Source organism: Kitasatospora sp. NPDC098663, from assembly GCF_044760075.1.
In the GTDB taxonomy this organism is placed as follows: Bacteria; Actinomycetota; Actinomycetes; order Streptomycetales; family Streptomycetaceae; genus Kitasatospora.
The window spans coordinates 268720-290723 of sequence record NZ_JBIWAP010000005.1; the positions used below are offsets into that span (position 1 = coordinate 268720).

Consider the following 22004-nt stretch of genomic DNA (forward strand, 5'->3'; position numbering starts at 1 on the left):
GCGGGCTGCGGGGTGGCACGGAGCGGGTCCGGTCGGGAAAGGGTTGGTAGGGAGCGGGGCGCGGGGCGCGGGGCGCGTAGGGCGCGCGGGGCGGGACGCGCAGGGCGCGGGGCGCGGGGCGCGGGCGGGCTGTCAGCGCACGTCGACGGCGCGCGGCCCCGCGCCGCGCTCCAGGTACCAGCGCGCGGTGCCCACCACGCCGTACGCGCGGATGCGCCGGGTGGAGTTCTGCACCACCATGTCGCGGCGGCGCACCACCGCCGTGGTGTGCCGGCGGACCCTGTTGAGGAACGCCCGGTCGGTGGGTGAGGGCCGCCGGGGCATGCCGCCGACGGCGAGGTAGAGCTCGGCGGTGACCGCCATGTTGTTGCCCGCGTGCATCCGGTACGGGGTCAGGTAGCCGTGTCGACGGCGGTGCGCGGGCCGGATCCGGCCGAAGAAGGCGCCGAGCGCGACCAGCGCCAGGAACACCGCGCGCCCGACCGGGCCGTGCTCGTCGTGGCGGGCGGTGACCCGGCCGCAGACCAGCCCGCCGGAGGCGACCAGCCCCGCCCGGGCCGCGGCCGTCCAGCCGGGTTCGGGCAGGCAGTCGGCGTCGGTGCGGGCGAGCAGGGTGGCGCCGTGGGCGATGGCGTACCGGAAGGCGGTGTCCACCGCGGAGCCGACGCCCTTCTCCCGCTCGACCACCACCTCGACCGGGAACGGCGCGCGGGCGGCGAAGGCGCGCGCCAGGGCGACGGTGCCGTCGGTGGAGCCGTTGTCGGCGACGAGCAGGGTGAAGTCGCGGTCGCGCTGGGCGGCGAGGGCGCGCAGCACGCCCTCGATCCGGGCCTCCTCCTGGTAGGCGGGGACCACCACCCACAGGTCGGTCCTCACGAGGCCTCCCAGACCATGGTCATGAGGCTGACGCCACCGCCGAGCCCGATCAGCAGCACCTTCTCGCCGGGCGCCAACGTGCCGCGTATTCGGTCGAGTTGCACGCCCAGCGTGGCACTGGCGACGTTGCCGAGTTCCGGCACGGTCAGGACCAGTTTCCCGGCCGGCACCCCGGTCAGCTCGACGAAGCGTTCCAGGTAGGGGATCGTCACCTGGTGCACCAGCACCCGGGCGTAGTCGTCCCAGCCGAGGCCGGTGCGGGCGGCGAGCCGGGCCAGGGCGGCGGGGCCGATCTCCTCGAAGATGCCGCGCAGTTCCTTGCCGCCGCCCCGGAAGTAGCTGTACTCGTCGCCGCGCGGGTGGCGGGAGCCGCCGCCGGGGATGCCGCCGCCGGCCAGTGCTCGGAGGCCGTCTCCGTCCCGACGTCGAGGATTCCGCCCCGCTCCACGGCCTCGACGACGACGGCCGCCCCGGCGTCGCCGAAGGTGTAGCCGGCGAAGCCGTCCCGGAACTCCGCCAGGGAGGACGGCGTGCGCAGCATGGCCCGGCTGGGCGTCTCACCGGTGACGACCAGGGCACGCCGGGCCCGGCCCGCCAGGATCATCGCGCGGGCCAGGTCGATCCCGTTGAGGAAGCTGTTGCAGGCGTTGCTGACGTCCAACGCGTGTGCACGGGTGCCGAGTTCGGCCTGCACGATGTGGGCGGTGGCGGGCTCGCACACGTCCCGCGTGGCGGAGGCGAACAGCAGCAGGTCCACATCCTGCGGGCGCAGCGCGCGGGCGGCGAGGGCACGTCGGGCGGCGCCGACCGCGAGGGTGGAGGCGTACTCGCCGTCGGCGGCGAAGTGCCGGGTGCGGATACCGGTCGCCTTCTCGAACATCCGCTCCGGAAGGGCGAGTCGGCCGCCGGCGGTGACCTCGTCCTGGAGCTGCTGGGAGGTGAGCCGGCGGGCCGGCAGGTGGGAGCCGACGGCGGTGATGCCGATCCTCGGTGTTGCTGCTGTGTGCATGCCTCCATGCTCCGGCGGCACGACCGGGCCGGCCTGAGTACAGGTACTCAGGCCGGCCCGCCGGGCTACCCGATCACGTCCGTGCAGATGGACGGTGGACGGTGGACGGTTGCCGCGCCTCCGGCACGTGCGGCACCTGTGCTGCCGTCACCGGTCCGGGTGGCTACGCGCCGCAGCGGCCGACCAACTTCGCGTTACGGCCCCGCCGAGGCCCCGAGCCCTGTCATGATCGGCCTGTTGCGTCTCGTAGATCCTCGATCCTCGATCTTCGGAAAACAGGAGTGGCTGTGGCAGAGCGGCAGAACGGCACGGTGAAGTGGTTCAACGACGAGAAGGGCTACGGCTTCATCACCCCGGAGTCCGGAGCGGACCTGTTCGTTCACTTCCGGGCGATCCAGGGAGACGGCTTCAAGTCCCTGGTTGAGGGCCAGCGGGTGACTTTCGTGGCGGTCCAGGGCCAGAAGGGGCTCCAGGCCGACGAGGTCCAGGTAGTGGGGTAGTAGCAGCCCCTCCCCCTTCTCCCCCGGGCCCCGGTCCGAACGGGAGCTGCGGGAGACGCGGGAGATCACGCCTGGGCGGCCTCCGTTCGATCGGGGCCGCCCAGGCCGTTCTGGACGGCTCGCCGGGCGGTCGGCCGGCCGACGTCTCGACGGTCCTCAGCCGCGCCGGGTGCCGGCTGGCCGGTTGCGGTGGCGGCCGACGGTGCCGACGCGTTTGAGGGTCCGGACGATCGGGGCGGTCTCAACCGTGTCGATGCCCGGGAGGGCGCCGAGACGGGCGGTCAGGTAGTCGTACAGGTACTCGTCATCGGGGCAGAGGACGGCGGCGAGGAGGTTGGTCCGCCCCGTGGTGGCGGCGGCGTAGGCGACTTCGGGGTGGTCGGCCAGCGCTGCGCCGACGGCGGCGAGGTGCGAGGGCCGCACCGACATCCAGATGGCGGTGGTGGTCGGACTGCCCAGTAGCCGCTCGTCGACGTCCACGACGAAGAAGAGCGCTCCGGCCGCGCGCAGGTGGGCGATCCGGCGGCGCACCGTCGACTCGTGGCAGCGGGCCTCGGCGGCCAGCGCCGCGTACGTCGTACGGCCGTCGCGGGCCAGCGCGGCGAGCAGCGTGTGGTCGAGGTCGGTGAGCTCGGTGAGCTCGGTGAGCTCGGTGAGCTCGGTGAGCTCGGTGAGCTCGGTGAGCTCGGTGAGCTCGGTGAGACCGGTGAGACCGGTGGGCTCAAGCGACGGCGACGGCGACGACAGCCGGGCGTCCGACGGCGGGAGCCTCGGCGGTGGGAAGGCAGGCGGCGGGAACGCGGGGGCGAGCGCGTCCCGCTGGTCCTGGTCCAGCGCGCAGGTCAGGGCTCCCCAGGTGGTCGGGCCGCCCTTGAACAGCCGCAGCACGCGCTGCGCGGTGATCGAGGTGACCCCCGGGAGCCGGTCGAGCAGTTGCACCGGCGCGTCCTGGGCGCGGTCCCGGTGCGCCACGAGGTGGCAGATGATCTCGGTGGCTCCCGAGGCGAGCTGGACCCACCGCGTGTCCTCCCGCGCGGCCAGGGCCCGGGCCAGGCCGAGCGAAGCGCCGGGGGCGGACTGCAGTCGCAGCGCCCACACGGTCTGCCCGACGGGCCGGGGGTTGAGCCGGCCGATGACGCGCAGCCCGGCGCTCTCGCACAGCGCGGCGTAGCGGCGGGCGACGACCTGCTCGGAGACGCCCAGCACCGAGGCGATCCGGCGCAGGGGGGCACGCCCGTCGATCTGCAGGGCGTGGATCAGCCGGAGATTGAGGGATTCCACGGATCCAGACCCTACCCGGGGCGGTATCCGGCGCCTACGCCCGGACTCGTTGCGCCTGCTCGCGGCCGATCCGGATCATCGGTGCGCAGGCCGACGCGGCACCTGTCCGCGCGGAACTGCGACCCCCGTGACGGCCGCGCCGAGGCTCGGCCGCCGACCGCGAGGAACGCGAGGAAGAGGAGGAGGGGAGACCCGGGCACACCACCCGGCTCCCCGACAGCAGATGGGCGCATTTCGTGATCTCCGGCATTACATCGACCACCTGACCGAGGCCCTCGGGAAAGGCGAAGTCCTCCGGATCGACGGGGCCGACCGGGACCTGGACATCGGAGGCATCACCGAACTGCTGGCGGAGCGGGAAGGCCCCGCCCTGATGTTCGACAACATTCCGGGATTCCCCGCGGGGTACCGGGTGTTCACCAACTTCATGGGCACGCCCGCCCGCACCGCGGTGGCGCTCGGGCTGCCGCACGACACCCCTGCGCTCGACATCGTGCGGGCCTGGAAGGACCTCAGCAAGCGGATCGAGCCCGTTCCTCCCGTGGAGGTCGCCACCGGCCCGGTCCTGGAGAACGTCCTGGTCGGCGAGGACGTCGACCTCGGGATCTTCCCCACCCCGCGCTGGCACGACAGGGACGGCGGCCGCTACATCGGCACCGCCTGCATGGTGATCACCCGTGACCCCGACAGCGGCTGGGTCAACGTCGGCACCTACCGGGCCTGCGTCCAGGGCCGCGACCGGTTGTCGCTGTGGATGCTCGGCAACCGGCACGCCAAGGCGATCGCCGAGAAGTACTGGGCGCGCGGCCAGACCTGCCCGATCGCCGTGGTCGTCGGCCAGGACCCGATCCTGTCGACCGCCGCGGCGATCGCCGCGCCGTCCGGGATGTCGGAGTACGACCTGGCGGGCGGACTGCGCGGGGAGGGCGTCGAGGTCCTGTACGCGCCGGGCAGCGAGCTCCCGATCCCGGCGCACGCCGAGATCGTGATCGAGGGCGAACTGCCGCCGGTCGAGGAGGAGTCCGTCCTGGAGGGCCCCTTCGGCGAGTGGACCGGCTACTACACGCACTCGGGTCAGGAGACCGTCGTCCGGGTCACCCGGATCCTGCACCGCGACGACCCGATCATCCTGGGCGCCCCGCCGATGCTGCCGACCATCCCGGCCGGCGACCAGGCCGTTCCGCTCTACTCGGCGTCGCTGACCTGGGACCACCTGGAGGCGTCCGGCGTGCAGAACGTCAAGGGCGTGTGGGCCTACGCCCGGCAGCTCCTGATGGTCGTCTCCATCGAGCAGACCGGTGCGGGGGACGCCATGCACGCGCTGCTGGCGGCGGCCGGGCGCAAGCGCACGGGCGGCATGGAACGGTACTTCGTCGTGGTCGACGAGGACATCGACATCACCGACATCAACCACGTCCTGTGGGCGATGTTCACGCGCGTCCACCCGACCGAGTCCATCCAGGTCCTGCGCGCGCCCACCACCGCCATCGACCCCCGGCTCGCACCCGACAGACTCGCCGTCGGCGACCTGTCGATGGGCATCGTGCTCATCGACGCGTGCAAGCCGTTCGCGTGGAAGGACCGGTACCCGCCGGCCAACCGCGTCGACCAGGCCACCCGCGAGCGGCTGCGCGAACGGTGGGCGGGCGTCCTGGCGCTGTAGCCCACCGAGGGTGGTGAGCAATCCCCCACCCCCTCCGGCCCCGCCCCCTCCGGCCCTTCCCCCTACGGCCCCGCCCCCTACGCCAGGAGCACAATGTGTCCGCCACACCCCCCACCACCCGCCTCGTCATCGGAGTCACCGGCGCCACCGGCGCCCCGATCGCCGTCCGCCTGCTCCAGGTCCTGCGCGAGGTACCGCAGGTGGAGACCCACCTCGTCCTGAGCACCTGGGCCCGCTCCACCATCGAGGTGGAGACGCCCTACAGCGCCCGCAGCTTCGCCGAACTCGCCGACGTGACACACAAGTTCGGCGACCTCGGCGCCACCATCTCCTCCGGCTCCTACCCGGTCGCGGGCATGGCCATCGTCCCGTGCAGCATGAAGACGCTCGCGGCCGTCCGGCACGGCATGGCCGACAACCTCATCGCCCGCGCAGCCGACGTCACCCTCAAGGAACGACGCCCACTCGTCCTCGTGCCCCGGGAGACGCCCCTCAACGAGATCCACCTGGAGAACATGCTCGCGCTCTCCCGGATGGGCGTACGCATCGTCCCGCCGATGCCGGCCTTCTACGACACCCCGAACGGCATCAGCGACCTCGTCGACCACATCGTCATGCGCATCCTCGACCAGTTCGACCTCCCCGCAGGCACCGCCGACATCGCGGAACGCTGGCAGGGCCTGGCCGACACCCGCCACCACCACCCCGCCTCGTAGCGCGGCACGGCACACCCACCCGCCACGAAACACCACAGCGCTGGTCGCAGCCACCCACGTGTGGCCGCGACCAGCGCTCTTCGGAATCAGTCGAGGACGGCGTCGATCTCCACTTCAACGAGCCATTCGGGATCGATGAAACGTGAGACCTCGACGACGGTGCAGACCGGGCGGACCGACGCGAACCGCTCCCCGTGCGCTCGCGCGGCCTCCTCCCAGCGCGTCACATCAGTGAGCATGAGACGGGTCCGCACAACGTCCCCCAACGACGCCCCCGCCTCCTTCAGCGCGGCCTCCGCAATATCCAGACACCTGACCGTCTGGGCATACACATCGCCCTTCCCCACGGTCGTCCCACCGTCCCCGATGGGAGCAGTCCCCGCGACTGCAACGTGTGACCCCTTGCGGACTGCCCGGGAAAACCCGATCCGAGGTTCGAGAGGCGAGCCGGAACTGACTATCTGCCGATGATCCATCGCACCATGCTCCCAGAGCACCGCACATCTGAAAACAGGCCCCCCACCGGGCACTTCACCCCTATACCAACCGATTAATACCGGTCCACAGCCATCTGGTCGGTTCTCCTGCGGCAATCCCGGAGGCGGGGCCGGCGGTAAGTCAGACCGCTGCTCACCCAATGCCGGGGCAATCCCCGCGCTCGCAGGAACGACCCACACTCGACCAGCTCAGCGCGATCGCCCGTGCGATCGGGGTGCCGCTCCGGCGACTGCTCCGCGATGGGTGACGCTGACCGGCCGCACCGCGGTGCGGCCGGTCAGGGCTTGCGGCGCTTCCCCGCCGGCTTCTTCGGAGGCCGAGCAGAAGACATCGGAATCACGCCGTCGCCGTCGATGCCGGGGGGAGCCAGCTCGGGCCGCTCGGATCTCCGATCCAGACCCGCTGGTCCTCGCCGCTCGCCGTGAGGCCGAACTCGCCCGTCTCCCAGCGTTCGAAGGCACGTTCCACCGTGTCCCAGAGCGGCGGTGGCCCGTGCTGGTGGACCGTGTCGGCAAGCCAGCGCCGGACACCTCGGTCCACGCCTGTGAACCGGTAGCGGCGTCCAACAGGATCATCTGTTCTGGACAGGCCCGGCTTCACCTGCGGCGCGGCGGCCATATCGGCCGGCACGGCCATCGAGCCGTGGGAACGACTCGCCTCCGCGCTCGGCGGCAGCCTCATCGATCAGATGTCCGCAGACCACCTGGTCTCGATCACCACACGACAGTTCGAGTACGAGGAACACATCCCAGCTCGGCTGCTCGCCGCCAAGCCGTCCACACACGTCGACCGCACACTGCGGTCCTTCCGAACGCCGGCACCCACCGGGTCGCTCTCACCATCGCCGCTGGAGAGACCACGGCTCTGGCCGGATGGACCCGTTGGGACCTCGGCGACTACTCACACGCCGGTCACTACTACCGGACGGCTCGACTCGCGGCCGACCGCGCCGGACACGGCCCGAGGGAGGCCGCGGCGGACGGCGACAGGGAGCCGGCACTGCGTGCACTGGACCGCGCCCGGACTGCCTTCGACTACGCGGAGCCCGACACCGCTCCGGCCTGGATGTCCTTCTTCGGCGAAGCGCGCCTCAGCTCAATGACGGTGGCGACCTACGCCAGGCTGCGACACCGAGACCTCGGCGCGGCCGCAGACCAGACCCTGGCCGACCTGAGTGAGGACGACCGGAAGATCAGGGTCGCAGTGCTCGGAGACATCGCGGCCGGCTACCTCACGGCGGGCGCCGTCGACCAGGCCATCGAGATCGGCCGCCACGCCCTCGCCGCCACGCTCGAAGCCGGGACGACCACAGGTCGAGTACGGATGTCGGCACTGGCCGACCGGCTCCCGGCATCGTCGGCGGCCCAGGCCTTTCGAGACGAGATCCGGGCCTCCTCGGAGTAACTGCCGATCAGCTTCGCGTCTCTGCGGCCACCCAGTCCAGGTAGGCGGCGGATCCAGTGATCACCGGCACCCCGACGACCTCCGGCGTGTCGTAGGAGTGCAGCTCAACGATGCGCGCGGACAGCCGATCAGCCAGGCTCGCCCGGGACTTGAAGTCGATCCGCCACTCGGCGGAGTCCTGCACCGCGCCGTCCCACCAGTAGACGGACTGGACTCGGTAGACCTGTGCACACGCGGCCAGGCGGTCACGGATCACCGCCGCGGCGAGCTCACGGGCCTTCGTCTCGTCGTCATGGGTCGTCGTCACCACAACGAAGTCACCGGTCGTCATACCGTGACGGTACCCGGCATCGACCGCCGCCCGCACTCCGCCCGGTGGACTTACCCCACAACGCGCCCAGCCAGCTCCTGACCTCGGGCGGGTACCGCTGTCAACAGTCCTCAACCATCCCACGTGCGAGTACGCTTCGAGAGCGTAGGCCACGACACTGACAACCAGCCCTGGGGTAAGGAGAGATGGCAACAACCCATCGGCTGTTCGACGGGGCCTCTACCGATCGAACTAAATCAATCAGGCCCCTCGGCCGCTAATCACCGCAGGTCAGGAAGTATCGGCCCCGCGCTCGCGGGGGTTGCTCCGATCTGATTGACCGTCAGCAGTCAATCCGACCATCGGCCCCGCGCTCGCGGGGGTTGCTCTGAACAGCGCGGCGGCGACACCGCCGGCCGCCGATCGGCCCCGCGCTCGCGGGGGTTGCTCCTGAGCGCGCAACCACTCGGCCATCTCGTCCGAATCGGCCCCGCGCTCGCGGGGGTTGCTCCTCGACCGGAATCGGGGCCGGAGTACCGTGAATATCGGCCCCGCGCTCGCGGGGGTTGCTCCGCTGGGCCGCCACCAACCTGCCCCACGCCTACATCGGCCCCGCGCTCGCGGGGGTTGCTCCGCCTGGCGCTCCGGTGCCGACACCTGGTCCGAATCGGCCCCGCGCTCGCGGGGGTTGCTCCAAGGGTGTCCTGCTGGAGACCGCGCAGGAGCGATCGGCCCCGCGCTCGCGGGGGTTGCTCCGCGGAGGTGTTCGGGGCGACCTTGACGGTGGTATCGGCCCCGCGCTCGCAGGGGTTGCTCCTACAAAGGTTCCCAGGCGATCCGGGAGGCACTATCGGCCCCGCGCTCGCGGGGGTTGCTCCCCCGGTACCGGCCGGAGCCGGAGTTCCGCCGAATCGGCCCCGCGCTCGCGGGGGTTGCTCGGTGGAGGAGCTGGGCGGCGGCCCGCTCGCTGGATCGGCCCCGCGCTCGCGGGGGTTGCCCCACTGCCCGGGGTGCGGGCGCGGGCCAGGGCTCGTCGGCCCCGCCGTTGCGGGGATTGATCCACTCTGTTCACGGTCGGCGTCCGTGTGGGGGCGTCGGCCTCCCGGTGATGTCTCTTGCTGTCGCCGAGGGTGCCCGGCTGGCGGGCTCTTGTCATCGGTCGTAGGAGGGCTTCAGGTCGTTGCGCGCCTTTGAGGTCCGCTTGGTGCCCTTGCCCTCGTGCAAGCGCTGGCGGCGCAGGGGATCACGGGCGGTTCGGGGAAGGCCGCGAGCCCCGCTGCGCCCCGCGCAGCGGAGGCCGAGGCGGCTCCGTTACAGCAAGCCCGGCGCCGCAGCGCTCCCATGCCTACGCCTGGGGAGCGCCGACGCCGTGCGCATGCGGTGCCCGGCCGGCGGCCGCGTGGCGGAGGAGGGTGAGGGCCTGCTCGGAGGGGGAGTTGGCGGGGGTGGTGCACACGATGAGCGCCTGGTCCGGTGAGCGGGCGATGGACAGGGTCTGTTGGGTCACCGTGACCGTGCCGACGACGGGGTGGTGCAGTTCGTAGGACGAGGCGTCGCACGGCACGACACGATGGTCGGCCCACAGGGCGACGAACTCCGGGCTCTTCATGGTCAGTTCGCCGATCAGGCCCGCGAGCAGCGCGTCCTCCGGATGTCTGCCGACGGCGATGCGCAGGTTGCCGACGACCGCGCGCGCCTTGCGTTCCCAGTCCGCGTACAGCTCCCGGCAGTGCAGGTCGAGGAAGAGCATCCGGCTCGTGTTCGGGCGTCGGGCCGGGTCGTCCGGGCTGAGGACGTCGAGGTGGCTGGCCAGCAGGGCGTGTCCGAGGGTGTTCCAGGCCAGGACGTCGGTGCGGCGGCCGAGCACGATCGCGGGGACGCCGTCGACGGCGCGGAGGAGGTCCCGGGTTTCGTCGGCGAGCTTCTCGGGCCGTGGGCGGCGTGGCCGGGGCGTGTGGCGGGCGGTGTCGGCGAGCCGGTCGAGGTGGGCGCGCTCGTGGGTGTCGAGCAGGAGGGCGCCGGCGATGGCGTCGAGTACCTCGGCGGAGGCCCCGCGGGACAGGCCCTGTTCCAGCCGGGTGTAGTAGGAGACGCTGACGCCCGCGAGTTGGGCCAGTTCTTCGCGCCGGAGCCCGGCCACCCGTCTGCGGGGCCCGAGGTCGCGCAGGCCGACGTCCTCGGGCCGCAGCTGCGCCCGCCGGGCTTGGAGGAAGGCGCCGAGTGGGCCTGGTCCGTTCATCACCCCAGTATTCGGTGGGTGGCCCGGTCTCTGCCACACCCTGCGAGGGGTAGGACAAGCCGGGAGTGGTTGGTGTCCGTCCGGGTGTCCAGGATCGGTCTCAGTCGGCCGCCGATTCGGCCGCGTTTCCCGGACCCGAGGACGGACCGCATGGATCAGGACATGAACCAGAACATCGATCACGACATGGCTCAGGACCCCGACCGGATCACGCTGGGCGACGTCACCGTCACCCGCGTCAAGGAGTTCTACGGCTCGGCCGGGCTGGCGCCGGGCCAGTTCTTCCCGGACAGCCCCGACGGCTCGTGGGAGGAGCACCGCGACTGGCTGGCGCCCGACTTCTGGGACCCGGAGACGGACGAGTGCCGTACCGCGATCCAGTCCTGGCTGCTGCGCAGCGAGGGGCGCACGATCCTCGTGGACACCGGCGTGGGCAACCACAAGGACCGCCCTTACGCGCCGGTGTGGAGCCGCCTGGACACCGGCTACCTCGACAACCTCGCCGCCGCCGGCGTGCGGCCCGAGGACGTCGACGTCGTGGTCAACACCCATCTGCACGTCGATCACGTGGGCTGGAACACCCGTCTCGACGGCCGGGACTGGGTGCCGACCTTCCCGAACGCCACGTATCTGATGCCCCGGCGGGACTTCGAGTTCTGGGACCCGGCCAACGGGCACAGGAGCGTGTTCGGCCGGGGGAACCAGAACGTGTTCGAGGACAGCGTCGCGCCGGTCCACGCGGCGGGGCTGGCGCACCTGTGGGAGGGGACGTACCGGATCGACGGGAATCTGCGGCTCGATCTCGCTCCCGGGCACACTCCCGGCTCGTCCGTGCTCACCCTGGAGTCCGGCGGCGACCAGGCCTTGTTCGTCGGGGATCTGGTGCACACCGCGTTGCAGATCGCGGAGCCGGAGACCAATTCCTGTTTCTGCGAGGACCCGGCGGAGTCCCGCGCGACCCGGCGCAAGCTGCTCGGCCGCGCCGCCGAGAACAACGCGCTCGTCCTCCCGGCGCACTTCGGCGGCCGGGGGGCGATGGAGGTCGCGCGCAGCGGGTCGAAGTTCGCGGTCAAGGAGTGGGCGGGTTTCTCCCGGATCTCCTGACCTCCTGACCTCCTGACCTCCTGACGCCCCGTCCGGAGATCCCCCCCACCGATGTCCCCTTCGTTCCCTTCCAGAGAGGAAGTCATCCCGTGCCCCGACAGGCAGGTCCGGTCGTCGAAACCCCGGCGGGCGCCGTGCGCGGCGTCCGTGACGAGTCCGGCGAGCGCTTCCGCGCCCTCCCGTACGCGGCGGCACCGGTCGGTGCCGGCCGGTTCGCCGCGCCCGCGCCGCACCCGGGCTGGTCGGGTGTCCGTGACGGCGGTAGGCCCTCGCCGACCGCTCCCCAGCCGTCCCGGGACTTCGGCCGGCTCGACATGAGCCCCTACTTCGGGCCGGGCTGGGTGCCCGGCGAGGAGTACCTGACCGTCGATGTCCACACGCCGGCGGCCGACGGGGGCAAGCGCCCCGTCATGGTCTTCGTGCACGGCGGCGGGTTCGTCACCGGCTCGAACCGCGCGGCGCTCTACGGCGGCGGCGCGTTCGCCCGCGACGGCGTCGTCCTCGTGACGGTGAACTACCGCCTCGGCGTGCCGGGGTTCCTGGAGCTGGCGGGTGCTCCGGCCAACCGCGGGCTGCTCGACGTGCTCGCCGCGCTCAGGTGGGTGCGGGGCTCGGTGGCGGCCTTCGGTGGCGACCCGGGGAACGTCACGGTCTTCGGCCAGTCCGCGGGCGCCACGCTCGTCGGCGCGCTGCTCGCGACTCCGGCGGCCGCCGGTCTGTTCCGGCGGGCGATCGTCCAGAGCGGCAACGGCTGCGGCGCGTTCACCCCGGAGCAGGCGCAGCGGGTCACCGCCGCGGTGGCGGCCGCGCTGGGCGTCGAGCCGACCGTGGAGGCGTTCGCCCTGGTCCCGGACGGGCGTTTCGTGGCGGTCCTGCCCGCGCTGGCCGGCCTGGACCTGCGGACCGACGCCGCTTCGGACCCGCTGGCCGGGCTCAGTCCGTTCAGTGTGGTCCTGCCGGCACAGCCCGCCGACGCCCTCGGCGACGGCCCGGCCGCCGACGTCGATCTGCTCATCGGCACCAACACCGAGGAGGGGCACCTCTACGTCGTCCCGCAGGGCGGTCCGGAGTCCACCACGGACGCCGACGTGCTCGCCGTCGCCGCCCGGGTGCACGCGGACCCGGCGGCCGCCCTCGCCGCGCACCGCGCGGCCCGGCCGGGCGCGACACCGGGCGAGCTGCGCTCCGCCGTGCTCGGACAGGCCCTGTTCGAGACCGGTACGGAGCGTCTGGCGCAGGCCCACGCGCGGATCTCGGGCGGCCGTACGCACCGCTACTCGTTCGGGTACCGCTCGACGGCCCTGGGCGGGCGGCTCGGCGCCGCCCACACCGTCGAACTGCCCTTCGTGTTCGACGTCGCCGACGAACCGTGGCTGCACGGGGACACCGGGTTGCTCGGCCCCGACCCCGCCCCGGCGGGACTCGCCGCCCGGGTCCACGGTGCCTGGGTCGCGTTCGCCGGTACCGGGGACCCGGGCTGGGGCGCCTACGACCTGCGCCGGCCCGTGGTGGAGGCCTTCGGCAGCTGAGCTTCCTCACCAGATGGGTCGTGGATGGTCGCCAGGTCGTGGGTGGACGCGGGCCCGGTCAGGCGACCAGGCGCAGCCAGGCTGCCGCGAGTGCGGCGTGGCCGGCGGGCGTCGGGTGGACGCCGTCCTCGGACCAGTGCTCGGGGCCGGCCGTGGCGGCGAGTTCGGCGAACATGCCGTCGGCGGCGAGCAGGTGTGCGCCGTAGGTGCGGGCGAGCTTGCGCACGGCCTGGATCTTGGGGTCCAGGTCGGTGCGCCACTGCTGCCGCTGATGCTCTCCGATGTGTGCGGCGCCGGCCTCGATGACGCCGTCGATCGGCAGGAGGAACGGCTCGATGAGGATCAGCTGCGTGCCCGCCTCGGCGAGGGGCGCGAGCAGGCGGTCGTAGCCCGCTTCGAACTCGTCCGCGGGGATCACGCGCCCCTCCGGGTCCACCGTGTGCCAGCCCATGTCGTTGACTCCGACGAGGATCGACACCACGTCCGGGCGGGCGTCGAGTACGTCGGTGTGCCAGCGGGTTTCGAGGTTCATCACCTTGTCGCCCGCGTTCCCGGTGTTCAGCCAGGTCACGGGCCGCTCCGGGTGCCGGAGTCCCCACTCGCCCGCGACGCGCAGCGGGTAGCCGTACCCGAGGCCGTCTTCGCTCTGCTGCCGTTGGCAGTCGGTGATCGAGTCGCCTGTGAACATCACGGTGCTTCCCGGTCGGATGGTGATCGTCATGTGCGCTCCTTGGACATGGACTTGAGTTCGGGCGATAAAACGTGAGGCGAGGAGAGGAGAGGCAAGGCCGGACCTTTCGAAGGTGCCGGACCTCTCGAAGGTGCCGGACCTCTCGAAAGTGCCGGACCTCTCGAAGGTGCCGGACCTCGCCGTCATCGGGCTGACAATCACCGGCACGCCACCGTCATCGCGCCGACGGCGCCCGAGGCCGGTGGGCCGCCACCACCCGGGCTGGTGGCTTTTCTGCTTCAGTCGAAATTTCAGAGGATTCAGCAGCCCCGCGGATCCGACAGCAGAAATCGCGAGACCGAGGTGCGGATGACGTCCAGCCCAGTTCCCAGTCCGTCCGCCAGCCCCTCCCCCCACCCTCCGGAGCGTGCGTCGGGCCGCTCGGCCGGCCGTCCGCCCGTGCCCGGTGCGGTCGCGTTGTCCGGGGTCAGCAAGGCGTTCGGCGTGGTCAGCGCCGTGGACGGGATCGATCTGGAGGTCAGGCCGGGCGAGTTCTTCTCGATGCTCGGGCCGTCCGGGTCGGGCAAGACGACGGTGCTGCGCATGATCGCGGGCTTCGAGGCGCCGAGCGCCGGCCGGGTGCTGCTGGGCGGGGTCGACGTCACCGGCTTGCCCGCGTTCGACCGCGACGTCAACACGGTGTTCCAGGATTACGCCCTCTTTCCGCATCTGTCGGTGTGGCAGAACGTCGAGTACGGGCTGAAGGTCAAGCGGGTGCCACGGGCGGAGCGGGCCGCCCGGGTGGCCGAGGCGCTGGCGAGCGTGCAGTTGCCCTCCTTCGGTGACCGGCGCCCCGCCGAACTGTCCGGCGGGCAGCGCCAGCGGGTCGCGCTGGCCCGGGCGCTGGTCAACCGCCCGTCCGTGCTGCTGCTCGACGAGCCGCTCGGCGCCCTCGACCTGAAGCTCCGGCTGGAGATGCAGCTCGAACTCCAGCAGATCCAGCGCGAGGCCGGGATCACCTTCGTCCTCGTCACCCACGACCAGGACGAGGCGCTCACGATGAGCGACCGGATCGCGGTCCTCAACGCCGGCCGGATCGAGCAGGTCGGCACTCCCGCCGAGGTGTACGAGCGGCCGGCCACCGCGTTCGTGGCGGGCTTCGTCGGCACCTCGAACCTGCTCCGGGGCGCCTGCGCCGAGCAGGTCTTCGGCCGGCCGGGGACGTACTCGGTGCGCCCCGAGAAGATCCGCATCGCCCCTCCGGACGACCCGACGGGGCCCGACGAGTACGGCGTCACCGGGACGATCGGCGAGGTCGTCTACGCCGGCGCGCAGACCCGCTTCCTGGTCGATCTGGCGGCGGGCGGCCGGCTGGTGGCCGTTCGACAGAACCTCGACGGCTCCGGTCTCGACGGCTCCGGTACCGACCTCTCCCGCCGCCGCGGGGCGAGCGTCCTCCTGGCCTGGCGGCGACAGCACACCGTCCGCATCGACAACTCCTGACCCTCAACCCTTGACGAAAGCGATCGAGTTCATGAGCACCACGCGCCCCCGCCCCCGACACCGCCGCCCCCTGCGCCGCCGCCCCCTGAGCGCCCTGGCGGCCGCGGCCGCCCTGCTGCTCCCCGTGGCGTGCGCGTCGAACTCCGGTGGTGGCAGCGGCGGCACGGGCACCGGGTTCACCGCACCGGACATCCCCGCGCAGAAGTCCCTCGGCCCGGGCGAGGGCACCGTCAACGTCGTCGCCTGGGCCGGCTACGTCGAGTACGGGCAGGACAACAAGGCCGTCGACTGGGTCGCCCCGTTCGTCCGGCAGACCGGCTGCAAGGTGAACGTCAAGGTGGCGGGCACCTCGGACGAGATGGTCGCGCTGATGAAGACCGGCCAGTACGACACCGTCTCGGCTTCCGGTGACGCGACGCTGCGCCTGATCGCGGGCGGCGACGTCGCGCCGGTCAACACCGCGCTCGTCCCCAACTACGCCGACGTCTACCCCGGGTTGAAGAACCGCCCGTGGAACTCGGTCAAGGACGTGCCGTACGGGATCCCGCACGGGCGCGGCGCCAACCTGCTGATGTACAACACCGACAAGGTCACCCCCGCGCCGACCTCCTGGGGTGCGGTCTTCACCCCGGACTCGCCCTACGCCGGGCACCTCACCGCGTACGACAGTCCGATCTACATCGCCGATGCCGCGCTCTACCTGATGAAGACCAAGCCCGAGCTCGGCATCAGGAACCCCTACGCCCTGACCTCCTCCCAACTGGACGCCGCGGTGGCGCTGCTCAAGGTCCAGAAGAAGCAGATCGGCTCCTACTGGAGCGACTACACCAAGGCGCAGGCGGCGTTCGACTCCGGCGACGCGCTGCTCGGCACCACGTGGGAGGTGATCCAGCAGGCGGTCGCCGCCGACGGCAGGGTGCGGACGCGGGCGATCCTGCCCGTCGAGGGTTCCACCGGCTGGTCCGACACCTGGATGGTCTCGGCGCACGCCCAGCACCCCAACTGCGCCTACGCGTGGATGGACTACATCGTCTCGCCGTCGGTCAACGCGCAGGTCGCCGAGTACTTCGGCGAGGCCCCGGCCAACTCCAAGGCCTGCGCGCAGATCACCGACAACCCGGGCTTCTGCGCCGACTACCACGCCACCGACGAGAACTGGTGGAAGGACGTCTACTACTGGACCACGCCCACCGCGCAGTGCGCGGACGGCAGCGGCCGCGACGACTGCACCGCGTACGCCCAGTGGGTCACCGCCTGGAACGGGATCAAGAGCTCTTGAGCGCCCCTACCGCGGCACGCACCCCGGAGCACACCCCCGCGCGCGCTCCGACACGCACCCCGATGCGCCGGCTGGCCGGACTGCTGGACCGGCGCCCCGGTCTGCGGCTGGCGGCGCTGCTGGCGGCGCCGATGACCTGGCTGGTGCTGGCGTACCTGGGCTCGCTGACGGTCCTCCTGCTGTCCGCGTTCTGGACCACCAACGCGTTCACCTCCGCCGTCGAACAGCGCTGGACCGTCGACAACTTCCGGTCGCTGCTGACCGATCCGCAGTACCGGACGGTCGCCGTCCGCACGCTGGGCATCGCGGTGTCGGTGACGGTGATCGACGCGGTGGTCGCCCTCCCGATGGCCTTCTTCATCGCCCGCGTCGCCCGGCCCGGGAGCCGGCGCCTGCTGCTGGTGGCGGTGCTGACGCCGCTGTGGGCCGGCTACCTGGTCAAGGCCTACGCCTGGTGGGTGATGCTCAGCCACGGCGGTGTCCTGGACTGGGTCACCGCCCCCTTCGGCGGGCACTCCCCCGGTTTCGGCGTGCCGGCGGTGGTCATGGTGCTCGCGTACCTGTGGCTGCCCTACATGGTGCTGCCGCTGTGCACCGCGTTCGGGCAGCTGCCCGACAGCCTGCTCGCCGCCGCGGCCGACCTCGGCGCCGGCCCCTGGCGGACCCTGCGCACGGTGGTACTGCCGCTGGCCAGGCCGGCGCTCATCGCCGGGTCGGTCTTCACCTTCTCGCTGAGCCTGGGCGACTACCTGACGGTGCAGATCGTCGGCGGCACCACGTCCATGCTCGGCAACGTCATCGCGTCCAACGTGACGCTGAACCTGCCCCTGGCGGCCGCGGTGTCCTGCGTCCCGGTGCTGCTGATCGTGGGCTACCTGCTCGCCGTGCGCCGCACCGGCGCGCTGGACAGTCTGTGAGGCCGAAGCCCTGATGCAACTCTCCCGCGGTGCCCGGATCCTGCTCCGGACGGCGACGGCCCTGGGGTTCGCCGTCATCTACGCCCCGCTGCTGCTGGTCCTGGTGAACTCCTTCAACGCCTCGCGCTCCTTCGCCTGGCCTCCGTCCGGCTTCAGCACCCGCTGGTGGACGGCCGCCTGGCAGGAGACCGGGCTGCGCGAGGCGCTGGCCACGTCGCTGAAGGCCGGGCTCGGAGCCACCGGGGTGGCGCTGGTCCTGGGCACCATGGCGGCCTTCGCCGCGACCCGGTACCGGTTCTTCGGCCGGCAGTCGGTCTCCTTCCTGCTGATCCTGCCGATCGCCCTGCCCGGCATCGTCACCGGCATCGCGCTCAACGCCGCGTTCCGCACCGTGCTGACCCCGCTCGGGGTGGGGTTCGGCCTGTTCACCGTGGTCGTCGGGCACGCCACCTTCTGCATCGTGGTGGTGTTCAACAACGTGTCGGCGCGGCTGCGGCGCATCGCGCCGTCGGTCGAGGAGGCGTCGGCGGACCTCGGGGCGGACACCTTCCAGACCTTCTGGTACGTCACGCTGCCGGCCGTGCGCAGCGCGCTGCTCGCCGGGGCGCTGCTGGCCTTCGCGCTCTCCTTCGACGAGATCGTGGTGACCACCTTCACCGCGGGCCCCGGCACCCGGACGCTGCCGCTGTGGATCTTCGAGAACCTGGCCCGACCCAACCAGGGCCCGGTGGTGGATGTCGTGGCCTCGGTGCTGATCGTCCTGGCCGTCCTGCCGGTCTACCTGGCGCAGCGCCTGTCCGGCGAGCCGCTGGAGGGACACGGCCCCTGAGCGGCCCCCGGCCCCCAGCCCCCGGCTACAGGTGCTCGGCCCCCGGCCGCAGGTGCTCGGCCGCAGGTGCTCGCGGGGGCCGCCGCCGGGCGCCGGGACCGCGCCGAGTTCCGTCGGCGCGGCCCCGGGCTCGGCGTACGTGCGCGGGACGAGCACGCTCGTCCCGCGCACGCTAAGGCAGCTGCACCGGGGTGAAGGTGCCGGCCGGCGTGTCGGCGAGGGCGCCGTTCATGGCGTCGCGCCAGATCGGGCCGGCCAGGGTGCCGCCGAAGGCCTGGCCCACGACGGTGCCGCCGATGCGCTGGCCGTCCAGGGGCTTGGGGTTGTCGGTGTCGCTGACGACGGTGGCGCCGGCCATCTCGGGGGTGTAGCCGACGAACCAGACCTGGCGGCTCGCGTCGGTGGTGCCGGTCTTGCCGGCGCTGTCGCGGCTGCTGAGGCCGGCGGTCTGGCCGGTGCCGTCCTCGACGACACCCTTGAGCATCGCGGTGACGGTGTCGGCGGTGGTGGTCGACATCACGGCGGAGCAGTTCGCCTGCGGCACCGCGAGCTGCTTGCCGTCGGGGCCGGTCACCGAGGCGATGGCGGTCGGCGCGCAGTAGGTGCCGTGGGCGGCGAAGGCCGCGTAGACGCCGGCCATCTCCAGCGGGGTCAGGTCGTTGCTGCCGAGCGTCATCGACGGGACGACCTGGAGCTTCTCGCCGCCCGCCTGCTGGGTGATGCCGAGCTCGTTGGTCATCCGGGCGACGTTGCAGAGCCCGGCGTCGCCCTCCAGCTTGGCGAAGTAGGTGTTGACCGACTGTGCCATGGCCGTCTTCATGTCGAACTGGCCGGTGAGGCTCTGGCTGTCGTTGTGCACCTGCCCGGCGGAGGGGAACCGGCCGCCGGAGCAGTCCGTCATCGCCGGCCACGGGATGCTGTAGTCGGTGGTGTAGCTCTGGCTCGGCGAGATGCCGTTCTCCAGGGCCGCCGCGGCAACGATCGGTTTGAACGTCGAGCCGGTCGGGAAGCCGAGCCCGCCGCCCATGGCCTTGCCGACGTTGTAGTTGATCTGGGTCTGGTGCTGCTTGCCGTCGACGCCGTACGGGCGGCTCTGGCCCATCGCGAGGATCTTGCCGGTGCCCGGCTCGACGATGCTCATCGCGGTCGCGGCCTGGTCGCCGGCGTTCACGTGGGCGGTGACGGAGGTGTAGAGCGAGGCCTGGGCCTTGGGGTCGAGCGTGGTGTGGATCTGGAGGCCGCCGCGCTTCCACACCGCCTGCCGTTCGGCCGCCGACTTGCCGAAGGCCGGATCGGTGAGCACCGTCTGGCGCACGTAGTCGCAGAAGAAGCCCTCGCCCTGTTTGGCCAGGATGCAGCCCTGCTGCGGCGCCTGGACGTTGAGCCCGAGCGGGGTCGCGATGGCCTGCTGGGCCTGCTCCTTGGTGATGTGCCCGTACTCGGCCATCTTGCGCAGCACGGTGTCGCGCCGGTCCTTCGCCGCGGTCGGGTTGACCGTCGGGTCGTAGCCGGTGGGCGACTGCACCAGGCCGGCGAGCAGCGCGGCCTGCGGCAGGGTGAGGTCCTTGGCGTGCACGCCGAAGTAGCGCCGCGCTGCCGACTCGATGCCGTAGGCCTTCTCCCCGAAGAAGGTGATGTTCAGGTAGTTGGTGAGGATCTGGTCCTTGCTCAGGGTCTCCTCGACCTTGATCGCGTACTTCAGTTCCTGGATCTTGCGGCCGATCGTCTGGCGCTGCGCCTCGGCCACCTTCTGCGGGTCGTCGCCCGCCTCGTCGACGAAGACGTTCTTCACGTACTGCTGGGTCAGCGTGGACGCGCCCTGCGCGGTGCCGCCGGAGGTGGCGTTCTTGTCCAGGGCGCGCAGCACGCCCTTGAGGTCGATCGCGCCGTGCTCGTAGAACCGGTTGTCCTCGATGTCGACGAGTGCGGTCTTCACCAGCGGGGACATCTGGTCCGCCGGGACGACGGTGCGGTCGCGGTCGTACACGGTGGCGATCGTGCCGCCCTGCGCGTCGAGGATCGTCGAGGCCTGTGAGAGCGCCGGGGTCTTGAAGTCGTCGGGCAGGCTCTGGAAGTCGTCGGCCGCCGACTGGGCGCCGAGCCCGGCGGCCGCCACCGCGGGCAGGGCTATGCCCGCCGCCACGACCCCGGCGATCACGCTCACCCCGATCAGCCGCGTACCTTGCCCCAGTTTCCGCATCTCCATCGCCTCCCGCATCTCCGCCATGTCGTGCGCGACGTTACGTGCGCGTCATGAGGAACTCCTTGGGAGGTGGGCCCCGCCGTGTCACAGCCGCGTGACAACCTGCCGCGCTACCGCCCCTGGGCTCTCGGCGCCGCCGGCAGACCCGGCTGCGCCTTGATCACCTGGACCCGGAGGTGAGAAGTCTCGGAACACCCCGTGCAGCTTGAACGAACTCCCGTAGCCCGGCATACAGCCGGCAGAATTGACACTTCCCGCTGTCTGCGCCCGAGAGTGCAAGGGCGGTCTTTCCGAAGCCGGCGGCCCCCGGGGGGAGGCTCCCGCGAAACCCGGGATGAAAATATTTCGCCCGTGGCGGCCCGGAGCCTGCTAGAGTCGTTTTAGTTGCAGTAGTGGTTCCCATGAACTTTGTGTGCGCCTGCTGATGTTTCGCAGGCGCATTTTTGTTTCCCGGCTCTTCCCCGGGTGGGTGCTCATCGCGGCGACTCGAAGCCTGCATGGTGCGGGCTTCGGAAAGCCCCTTGAAGGAGATTTTTTTATGGCTAATGGCACTGTGAAGTGGTTCAACGCGGAAAAGGGCTTCGGCTTCATCGAGCAGGAGGGTGGCGGCCCGGACGTCTTCGCCCACTACTCGAACATCAACGCCAACGGCTTCCGTGAGCTGCTCGAGGGCCAGAAGGTCGAGTTCGACGTCACGCAGGGTCAGAAGGGCCCGCAGGCCGAGAACATTCGTCCGCTGTAGTTTTTCTGCCACGGCACCCGCCTAGCAGCGAGGGGCCCGCACCGCGCACATATTGCCCGGTGCGGGCCCTTCGGCATGTGCGTCATGACGCGAATCCCTCGGCCACCAGGTGGAGGAGGCCGAGGTCGACCTCGGGGTCGGCTGGGAGGAGTTCGTCCTGGCCAACGCCCGTCTGATGGCGGCGAATCTCACCGCCATGGTCGACGGGCTGGCCGCCGCCCTCGGGCGGCCCGTCGACCCCTCGACCCTCGAACCGGGAACTCTCACCAGTTACCACTACGGGCGGCAGGTCAGCGGCGCCCAGTTCGTCGTCGCGTTCGCGGTCCGCAAGCGGGTCGCCCGCAGCCTGGCGCGGTACTTCGACGCGTACGACATCCTGCTCACCCCGACCCTGCCGGAGCTCCCCCCGCTCCTGAACACCTACACCGAGGGCGGGGAGGCGCTGGACGGCCTCGGCTGGATCGACCGCCCCTCGACCGCTCGCCGTTCACCGCGGCGTTCAACGTGGCGGGCACGCCCGCCATGTCCGTACCGCTGACGGCCGACACCGGGACGGGACTGCCGATCGGCATGCAGTTCGCCGCCGGGTACGGCCGCGAAGGCCTCCTCTTCCGCCTCGCCGGGCAACTCGAACAAGCGAACCCGTGGTCGCACCGCACGCCCTCCGTGTGGGCGGGGAACGCCCCGGGCCGCTGACGAACGCCTCCGGGGGAGCCGGGTCGTGCGACTGCG

At 71.6% G+C, this 22004-nt stretch carries 21 protein-coding genes, 1 pseudogene and 1 CRISPR repeat array; of the genes and pseudogenes, 12 read left to right on the forward strand and 10 right to left on the reverse strand.

What is annotated here, in order from left to right:
- Nucleotides 1-132: 132 nt before the first annotated feature.
- Genes ACIQVZ_RS07835 through ACIQVZ_RS07845 form a run of 3 tightly spaced genes read right to left on the reverse strand, consistent with a single transcriptional unit; the run spans nt 133 to nt 1885 of the window.
- The gene (locus ACIQVZ_RS07835) at nt 133-876 is read right to left on the reverse strand and encodes a glycosyltransferase family 2 protein (protein WP_350887299.1); all 744 of its coding nucleotides are present in this window, start codon (nt 874-876) and stop codon (nt 133-135) included.
- Nucleotides 873-1088, reverse strand: coding sequence for a 3-oxoacyl-[acyl-carrier-protein] synthase III C-terminal domain-containing protein (locus ACIQVZ_RS07840; RefSeq protein WP_402448012.1), 216 nt, complete (start codon nt 1086-1088; stop codon nt 873-875). Before ACIQVZ_RS07840 ends, ACIQVZ_RS07835 begins: the two co-directional genes overlap by 4 nt.
- A complete protein-coding gene (locus ACIQVZ_RS07845; RefSeq protein ID WP_402448014.1) occupies nt 1085-1885 on the reverse strand; it encodes a 3-oxoacyl-ACP synthase III family protein in 801 nt (266 codons plus the stop codon). The genes ACIQVZ_RS07840 and ACIQVZ_RS07845 overlap by 4 nt, the downstream gene beginning before the upstream one ends.
- 287 nt (nt 1886-2172) lie before the next feature.
- Between ACIQVZ_RS07845 and ACIQVZ_RS07850 the strand changes: the two genes are divergently transcribed.
- Nucleotides 2173-2385, forward strand: a complete 213-nt coding sequence (locus tag ACIQVZ_RS07850; protein ID WP_402448015.1) for a cold-shock protein — start codon at nt 2173-2175, stop codon at nt 2383-2385.
- 156 nt (nt 2386-2541) lie between these two features.
- On the opposite strand, the gene ACIQVZ_RS07855 is transcribed toward ACIQVZ_RS07850, so the two are convergent.
- Nucleotides 2542-3666: an Lrp/AsnC family transcriptional regulator gene (locus ACIQVZ_RS07855; RefSeq protein WP_402448017.1), complete on the reverse strand. Its 1125-nt coding sequence runs from the start codon at nt 3664-3666 to the stop codon at nt 2542-2544.
- Nucleotides 3667-3889: 223 nt separating this feature from the next.
- Here ACIQVZ_RS07855 and ACIQVZ_RS07860 point away from each other — a divergent pair, with 223 nt between their 5' ends.
- Together ACIQVZ_RS07860 and ACIQVZ_RS07865 are read left to right on the forward strand one after the other, a co-directional pair.
- Nucleotides 3890-5329, forward strand: coding sequence for a UbiD family decarboxylase (locus ACIQVZ_RS07860; RefSeq protein ID WP_402448019.1), 1440 nt, complete (start codon nt 3890-3892; stop codon nt 5327-5329).
- Between the two features lie 95 nt (nt 5330-5424).
- Complete coding sequence (locus ACIQVZ_RS07865) at nt 5425-6045, forward strand: UbiX family flavin prenyltransferase (RefSeq protein ID WP_402448021.1); 621 nt, start codon at nt 5425-5427, stop codon at nt 6043-6045.
- A gap of 86 nt (nt 6046-6131) precedes the next feature.
- On the opposite strand, the gene ACIQVZ_RS07870 is transcribed toward ACIQVZ_RS07865, so the two are convergent.
- Entirely contained in the window at nt 6132-6521 is a 390-nt protein-coding gene (locus ACIQVZ_RS07870; protein ID WP_350887280.1) for a RidA family protein, read from the reverse strand.
- A gap of 358 nt (nt 6522-6879) precedes the next feature.
- Entirely contained in the window at nt 6880-7179 is a 300-nt protein-coding gene (locus tag ACIQVZ_RS07875) for a hypothetical protein (protein ID WP_402448024.1), read from the reverse strand.
- Nucleotides 7180-7641: 462 nt separating this feature from the next.
- Between ACIQVZ_RS07875 and ACIQVZ_RS07880 the strand changes: the two genes are divergently transcribed.
- A complete protein-coding gene (locus tag ACIQVZ_RS07880; RefSeq protein ID WP_402448026.1) occupies nt 7642-7947 on the forward strand; it encodes a hypothetical protein in 306 nt (101 codons plus the stop codon).
- A 7-nt stretch (nt 7948-7954) separates the two neighbouring features.
- Here the strand turns inward: ACIQVZ_RS07880 and cutA are convergent, their stop codons facing one another.
- Together cutA and ACIQVZ_RS07890 are read right to left on the reverse strand one after the other, a co-directional pair.
- A complete protein-coding gene (cutA, locus tag ACIQVZ_RS07885) occupies nt 7955-8278 on the reverse strand; it encodes a divalent-cation tolerance protein CutA (protein WP_402448027.1) in 324 nt (107 codons plus the stop codon).
- A gap of 279 nt (nt 8279-8557) precedes the next feature.
- A CRISPR array of direct repeats spans nt 8558-9318; the repeat unit is 28 nt; unit sequence ATCGGCCCCGCGCTCGCGGGGGTTGCTC.
- A gap of 284 nt (nt 9319-9602) precedes the next feature.
- Nucleotides 9603-10496, reverse strand: coding sequence for a helix-turn-helix domain-containing protein (locus tag ACIQVZ_RS07890; RefSeq protein ID WP_402448029.1), 894 nt, complete (start codon nt 10494-10496; stop codon nt 9603-9605).
- A 150-nt stretch (nt 10497-10646) separates the two neighbouring features.
- Here ACIQVZ_RS07890 and ACIQVZ_RS07895 point away from each other — a divergent pair, with 150 nt between their 5' ends.
- Nucleotides 10647-11600 (forward strand): MBL fold metallo-hydrolase, encoded by a 954-nt coding sequence (locus ACIQVZ_RS07895; RefSeq protein WP_402448031.1) that lies wholly within the window; start codon nt 10647-10649, stop codon nt 11598-11600.
- Between the two features lie 89 nt (nt 11601-11689).
- On the forward strand, nt 11690-13129 hold the full coding sequence (locus ACIQVZ_RS07900; RefSeq protein ID WP_402448033.1) for a carboxylesterase/lipase family protein: 1440 nt from the start codon (nt 11690-11692) through the stop codon (nt 13127-13129).
- A 58-nt stretch (nt 13130-13187) separates the two neighbouring features.
- Here ACIQVZ_RS07900 and ACIQVZ_RS07905 read toward each other — a convergent pair whose 3' ends face one another.
- On the reverse strand, nt 13188-13850 hold the full coding sequence (locus tag ACIQVZ_RS07905) for a GDSL-type esterase/lipase family protein (RefSeq protein WP_350886830.1): 663 nt from the start codon (nt 13848-13850) through the stop codon (nt 13188-13190).
- A 318-nt stretch (nt 13851-14168) separates the two neighbouring features.
- Between ACIQVZ_RS07905 and ACIQVZ_RS07910 the strand changes: the two genes are divergently transcribed.
- The 4 genes from ACIQVZ_RS07910 (at nt 14169) to ACIQVZ_RS07925 (ending at nt 18327) form a co-directional block, all read left to right on the forward strand.
- Nucleotides 14169-15302 carry an ABC transporter ATP-binding protein gene (locus tag ACIQVZ_RS07910; RefSeq protein ID WP_402448035.1) on the forward strand — a complete coding sequence of 378 codons (1134 nt, stop codon included), beginning with the start codon at nt 14169-14171 and terminating at the stop codon, nt 15300-15302.
- 31 nt (nt 15303-15333) lie between these two features.
- Nucleotides 15334-16581: an ABC transporter substrate-binding protein gene (locus ACIQVZ_RS07915; RefSeq protein ID WP_402448082.1), complete on the forward strand. Its 1248-nt coding sequence runs from the start codon at nt 15334-15336 to the stop codon at nt 16579-16581.
- 62 nt (nt 16582-16643) lie between these two features.
- Nucleotides 16644-17498 (forward strand): ABC transporter permease, encoded by an 855-nt coding sequence (locus ACIQVZ_RS07920; protein WP_402448084.1) that lies wholly within the window; start codon nt 16644-16646, stop codon nt 17496-17498.
- A gap of 13 nt (nt 17499-17511) precedes the next feature.
- Nucleotides 17512-18327 carry an ABC transporter permease gene (locus ACIQVZ_RS07925; protein WP_402448037.1) on the forward strand — a complete coding sequence of 272 codons (816 nt, stop codon included), beginning with the start codon at nt 17512-17514 and terminating at the stop codon, nt 18325-18327.
- 172 nt (nt 18328-18499) lie between these two features.
- Here ACIQVZ_RS07925 and ACIQVZ_RS07930 read toward each other — a convergent pair whose 3' ends face one another.
- On the reverse strand, nt 18500-20554 hold the full coding sequence (locus ACIQVZ_RS07930) for a transglycosylase domain-containing protein (protein ID WP_402448039.1): 2055 nt from the start codon (nt 20552-20554) through the stop codon (nt 18500-18502).
- A gap of 514 nt (nt 20555-21068) precedes the next feature.
- Between ACIQVZ_RS07930 and ACIQVZ_RS07935 the strand changes: the two genes are divergently transcribed.
- Nucleotides 21069-21272: a cold-shock protein gene (locus tag ACIQVZ_RS07935; protein ID WP_030918248.1), complete on the forward strand. Its 204-nt coding sequence runs from the start codon at nt 21069-21071 to the stop codon at nt 21270-21272.
- Between the two features lie 91 nt (nt 21273-21363).
- A pseudogene (locus ACIQVZ_RS07940) lies at nt 21364-21968 on the forward strand (amidase family protein); the annotation flags it as partial.
- Nucleotides 21969-22004: the final 36 nt, after the last annotated feature.

Coding starts and splice junctions, on each gene's coding strand:
- ACIQVZ_RS07905 (WP_350886830.1), bottom strand. CDS start 13,850: ATGACGATCACCATCCGACCGGGAAGCACCGTGATGTTCACAGGCGAC.
- ACIQVZ_RS07935 (WP_030918248.1), top strand. CDS start 21,069: ATGGCTAATGGCACTGTGAAGTGGTTCAACGCGGAAAAGGGCTTCGGC.
- cutA (WP_402448027.1), bottom strand. CDS start 8,278: ATGACGACCGGTGACTTCGTTGTGGTGACGACGACCCATGACGACGAG.
- ACIQVZ_RS07880 (WP_402448026.1), top strand. CDS start 7,642: ATGACGGTGGCGACCTACGCCAGGCTGCGACACCGAGACCTCGGCGCG.
- ACIQVZ_RS07860 (WP_402448019.1), top strand. CDS start 3,890: ATGGGCGCATTTCGTGATCTCCGGCATTACATCGACCACCTGACCGAG.
- ACIQVZ_RS07915 (WP_402448082.1), top strand. CDS start 15,334: ATGAGCACCACGCGCCCCCGCCCCCGACACCGCCGCCCCCTGCGCCGC.
- ACIQVZ_RS07920 (WP_402448084.1), top strand. CDS start 16,644: ATGCGCCGGCTGGCCGGACTGCTGGACCGGCGCCCCGGTCTGCGGCTG.
- ACIQVZ_RS07910 (WP_402448035.1), top strand. CDS start 14,169: ATGACGTCCAGCCCAGTTCCCAGTCCGTCCGCCAGCCCCTCCCCCCAC.
- ACIQVZ_RS07925 (WP_402448037.1), top strand. CDS start 17,512: ATGCAACTCTCCCGCGGTGCCCGGATCCTGCTCCGGACGGCGACGGCC.
- ACIQVZ_RS07870 (WP_350887280.1), bottom strand. CDS start 6,521: ATGGATCATCGGCAGATAGTCAGTTCCGGCTCGCCTCTCGAACCTCGG.
- ACIQVZ_RS07875 (WP_402448024.1), bottom strand. CDS start 7,179: ATGGCCGTGCCGGCCGATATGGCCGCCGCGCCGCAGGTGAAGCCGGGC.
- ACIQVZ_RS07890 (WP_402448029.1), bottom strand. CDS start 10,496: ATGAACGGACCAGGCCCACTCGGCGCCTTCCTCCAAGCCCGGCGGGCG.
- ACIQVZ_RS07930 (WP_402448039.1), bottom strand. CDS start 20,554: ATGGCGGAGATGCGGGAGGCGATGGAGATGCGGAAACTGGGGCAAGGT.
- ACIQVZ_RS07895 (WP_402448031.1), top strand. CDS start 10,647: ATGGATCAGGACATGAACCAGAACATCGATCACGACATGGCTCAGGAC.
- ACIQVZ_RS07845 (WP_402448014.1), bottom strand. CDS start 1,885: ATGCACACAGCAGCAACACCGAGGATCGGCATCACCGCCGTCGGCTCC.